General features: G+C 50.8%; 1 tRNA gene and 1 rRNA gene. Both read right to left on the bottom strand.

Annotated elements, in window-relative coordinates:
- Positions 1–51: 51 nt before the first annotated feature.
- Positions 52–127 (bottom strand) — tRNA-Val (locus tag ACEN4L_RS13560).
- Positions 128–138: 11 nt separating this feature from the next.
- Positions 139–254, bottom strand: a 5S ribosomal RNA gene (gene rrf / locus ACEN4L_RS13555).
- Between the last annotated feature and the right edge of the window lie 6 nt (positions 255–260).

The following is a 260-nucleotide window of genomic DNA, read 5'->3' as shown; positions in this document are numbered from 1 at the left end:
GCGACCCTCTGATTAAAAGTCAGATGCTCTACCAACTGAGCTAATGACTCATGGTGGAGGTTAACGGGCTCGAACCGCTGACCCTCTGCTTGTAAGGCAGATGCTCTCCCAACTGAGCTAAACCTCCAAAAATTATATGCGCGGCAACGTCCTAGTCTCACAAGGGGAAACCCCTCACTACCTTCGGCGCTAAGAAGCTTAACTACTGTGTTCGGCATGGGAACAGGTGTGACCTTCTTGCCATCGTCACCACACATATG

Origin of the sequence: Desemzia sp. FAM 23988, assembly GCF_045528365.1 — a bacterium.
GTDB lineage: Bacteria > Bacillota > Bacilli > Lactobacillales > Carnobacteriaceae > Desemzia.
Note: the sequence above shows the minus strand (reverse complement) of the source record. Positions and strands in the feature narration are given on the sequence as shown.